The sequence below is a fragment of the Candidatus Stygibacter australis genome, from assembly GCA_030765845.1.
GTDB classification, from domain to species: domain Bacteria; phylum Cloacimonadota; class Cloacimonadia; order Cloacimonadales; family TCS61; genus Stygibacter; species Stygibacter australis.
In genome coordinates this window covers 1-3,533 of the sequence record JAVCDJ010000166.1, presented here as the reverse complement: position 1 = coordinate 3,533, position 3,533 = coordinate 1, and the positions used below count along the sequence as shown (strand labels likewise).

Genomic DNA, 3,533 nt, shown 5'->3' with positions numbered 1-3,533 from the left:
ATATGGTACTTTTGATATCAGAAAGATAAATAGTCTAAAAGGATAAAAAATGAATGCATTGATCCCGCTTTATGTAGTAATTCCATTAGCTTCTGCCTTTATAATGGCAATTCTGGGGAGATTAATCAAAAACATTGGCAAAGTAGTCGTGGTAGTAGAACTGCTTTTTCTTACCTGTCTGACTCTATTTTTTATGCTGAAATCCCAGGGTACATTGGTCTATAGAGTTGGTGGCTTTCCTGATGTTGGAGATATCCCGATTGCTATCTATATGGTGATGGATGGACTTTCGAAATTACTATTGCTGATAATTTCTGCAGTAGGTTTTTTAACTGCCCTGTATTCCGTCTCATATACAAGAGAATATACTGCTGAAAGAAAATTCTATATATTATTCAGTTTAATGATTGCTGGTATGAATGGAATTGTGATCAGTGGTGATATTTTCAATATTTATGTATTTCTGGAAATTGCCGCAATTTCTTCTTACATCCTGGTTGCTTTTGGGGTAGAAAAACACCAGTTAGAAGCGTCCTTCAAATATCAGGTTCTGGGTTGTCTGGCATCACTATTGATCCTCCTGGCAATCGGATTTATTTATTGGGGTACAGGAACCCTTAATATTGCTGATATTTCCCGGCAGTTACCATATTCTGCACCTTTTGTGAAATTTGTATCCTTGCTTTTCCTGGTCGGATTTGGTTTGAAAGCTGCAATTTTCCCCTTCCATGCCTGGCTGCCTGATGCTCATTCATCTGCACCTTCACCAATTTCTGCCATGCTTTCCGGTGTACTCATCAAAGCGATTGGACTTTATGTGATATTCAGATTATTCTTTTCCATGTTTGCCCTTAATGCTGATATAGCGATGACGATCATTGTATTGGGAACTTTATCGATGATAATTGGTGGATTAATGGCAATAGGACAGTGGGATATGAAAAGACTACTGGCATATTCCAGTATCAGTCAGATGGGTTATGTGGTTATGGGAGTTGGAATAGGAATGTTAATTTTGGTGCGGAATGGGAGCCAGACAATTGCTGCCTTTGCAATTTTTGGTGCATTACTGCATCTATTAAATCACTCCGTATTCAAGAGCCTGCTATTTCTCAATGCCGGTGCTGTGGAATATCGAACCGGAATCAGGGATATGCGCAAATTAGGTGGATTATCAGAAAAAATGCCCATTACAAGTAAAACTTCGCTGATTGCCTCAATGTCAATTTCGGGAATTCCACCATTTAATGGATTCTTCAGTAAATTGATCATTATTCTTGCTGCAGTTCAAGCTCAATTTTACTGGCTGGCTTTCATTGCTGTTGCAGTTAGCATTATCACGATTTCATATTTTTTGAAATTTCAAAAATATATTTTCTATAATAAACCTGGAGAATATGATCACCAGATCAAGGAAGCTCCATTGCCTATGTCAATTGCAATGATGATTCTGGCATTATTATGTATAATGCTTAGTTTGATGGTGATCCCCTCACTCCGCGACCAGTTCATTTTCCCCGCTGTTAATGTGCTGATAAAAAATCTGCAGTATTCCGCAGCAGTATTAGGATGATGATTATGAAGCAGATAACATTATTTATAATTTTATTTTTGATCTGGATGGCATTTTCTTTCAGTCTTGAAACTGCAAATATCCTTAGTGGCGTATTTGCTGCTCTACTCACAACATTGATCTTCTCAAACAGATTTCTCACTTCCTGGCAGAAATTCTATAACCCGGTAAGATATTTCTGGTTGATCATTTATATAATCATATTCATCTGGGAATGTATCAAGGCAAATTTCGATGTTGCCTATCGCGTTCTTAGTCCCAGAATGCCTATTAAACCCGGTATTGTTAAAGTGCATTCATCATTGAAAACAGATATAGCGAGAGTAATCCTGGCAAATTCCATCACAATGACTCCCGGAACAATTACTGTAGATATTATCGATAGTGACCTGTATATCCATTGGATATATGTAAAAAGTGATGATCCGGAATACTACACCAAAAAGATCATCGGAAGATTTGAAACACTATTAAAAAGGATATTTGAATAATGATTGATATCTTATTGTATATTTTAATGGGACTAAGTTTCCTGTGTTTCCTGCGGGTTATCCTGGGACCATCTGTTGCCGATCGCATGGTGGCTATTGATATTTTTGGAATTCTGGTCGTAGGTATCTGCGTTTTCCTGGCAATTAAAACCAATAGACTGTTCCTTATCGATATTGCTATTGCCTGGATACTTATCAGTTTTATCGGCACTATCACACTGGCAAAATATTTAACAAGGAAGAAATTAGATGAATAGTATCAGCGTTATTCTTTATATAGTTGGAGCAGCATTTGATCTATTTGGCTGCCTGGGACTGCTTCGTCTGCCAGATGTTTATAATCGTCTCCAATCTGCCACTAAATCCGTTACCTTAGGAACGTGCAGTATCCTGCTGGGTTTATTTATCCAATTCGGATTTTCTGCTACAGGTATCAAAGCTCTTATTGCAATACCACTATTATTCTTCACTTCCACCGTTGCTGCCCATGCTCTGATTCGAGGATCATATAAGGCTGGAATTGAATTGTCAGATAAAACTGTGGTTGATCATTATAAGGAGCAGAACAAATGAGATATCCCAAATTGCGTGAAGTAAGGGAAGCCCTGGTTTCTTTATTCACAAAGCCATATACAAGTCCATTCCCGAAAGGTGAATTCAAACCTTTTCCCGGATATCGAGGTAAACCGGTGGTGGATGAAGATAATTGCGTAGGCTGCGAAACCTGCGCCAATGTTTGCCCGTCCAATGCCATTACTTTTGAAGATGATCCCAATACTGGTATCAGAACCATTACTCGCGATTATGGCAGGTGCATCTTTTGTGGTAAATGCGAAGAACACTGCATCACCGGTAAAGGTGTAGTACTATCTGATGAAATTTATGATCTTGCCTGCTTTGATCGTGCTGAAGTGGTTGAAACTCAGGAACGTGAACTTCTTATTTGTGATAATTGCGGGGCTATTATTACCACAAAGCAGCATATGCAGTTTATTCATGACCAGCTTGGTGCCAAGGCGTTTGCATCAGTGCTTAATTTGAATATGCTTAATGAGCGATTGCAGCTTTCCAGGGCTGAAGATGTTTCTATTCCCATAAAAGATGGCCTGAAAAGAAAGAATACCTATAATATTCTCTGTCCTAACTGCAATCGTAAGCTCCAGATAGAAAATCTTAGCTAAGTGTTTGATTCCTTTAAACCGTTATTGGATGCTACAGGTAAAAAACTCCTCTTTGTGGGAGTAGGGAACAGGTTAAAATCTGATGATGCAATTGGAATTATTATCTGTGAAGAACTTGAGAAAAGACCCCTTTTAGATACCCTTATTGTAGAAGCCGCTATTGAGAAATTCGTTGGTAAAATTAATTCCCTTGCTCCTGATCTGCTTGTTCTGGTAGATTGCACAGATTTTGACCGTGAATCAGGTTACTTCAAGATGATCCATATTTCTGAAATTCCCGATAATACT

At 38.3% G+C, this 3,533-nt stretch carries 6 protein-coding genes; all 6 read left to right on the top strand.

What is annotated here, in order from left to right; genetic code table 11:
- Window positions 1–49 precede the first annotated feature (49 nt).
- Entirely contained in the window at window positions 50–1,573 is a 1,524-nt protein-coding gene (locus RAO94_08315; GenBank protein MDP8322341.1) for a proton-conducting transporter membrane subunit, read from the top strand.
- Window positions 1,570–2,064 (top strand): Na+/H+ antiporter subunit E, encoded by a 495-nt coding sequence (locus RAO94_08310; protein ID MDP8322340.1) that lies wholly within the window; start codon window positions 1,570–1,572, stop codon window positions 2,062–2,064. Before RAO94_08315 ends, RAO94_08310 begins: the two co-directional genes overlap by 4 nt.
- Complete coding sequence (locus RAO94_08305; GenBank protein ID MDP8322339.1) at window positions 2,064–2,321, top strand: monovalent cation/H+ antiporter complex subunit F; 258 nt, start codon at window positions 2,064–2,066, stop codon at window positions 2,319–2,321. The genes RAO94_08310 and RAO94_08305 overlap by 1 nt, the downstream gene beginning before the upstream one ends.
- The gene (mnhG, locus tag RAO94_08300) at window positions 2,314–2,637 is read left to right on the top strand and encodes a monovalent cation/H(+) antiporter subunit G (GenBank protein MDP8322338.1); all 324 of its coding nucleotides are present in this window, start codon (window positions 2,314–2,316) and stop codon (window positions 2,635–2,637) included. The genes RAO94_08305 and mnhG overlap by 8 nt, the downstream gene beginning before the upstream one ends.
- Window positions 2,634–3,245, top strand: coding sequence for a 4Fe-4S binding protein (locus tag RAO94_08295; GenBank protein MDP8322337.1), 612 nt, complete (start codon window positions 2,634–2,636; stop codon window positions 3,243–3,245). The genes mnhG and RAO94_08295 overlap by 4 nt, the downstream gene beginning before the upstream one ends.
- Window positions 3,246–3,533, top strand: a 288-nt coding sequence (locus RAO94_08290) for a hypothetical protein (GenBank protein MDP8322336.1), incomplete at its 3' end; no start/stop codon positions are given.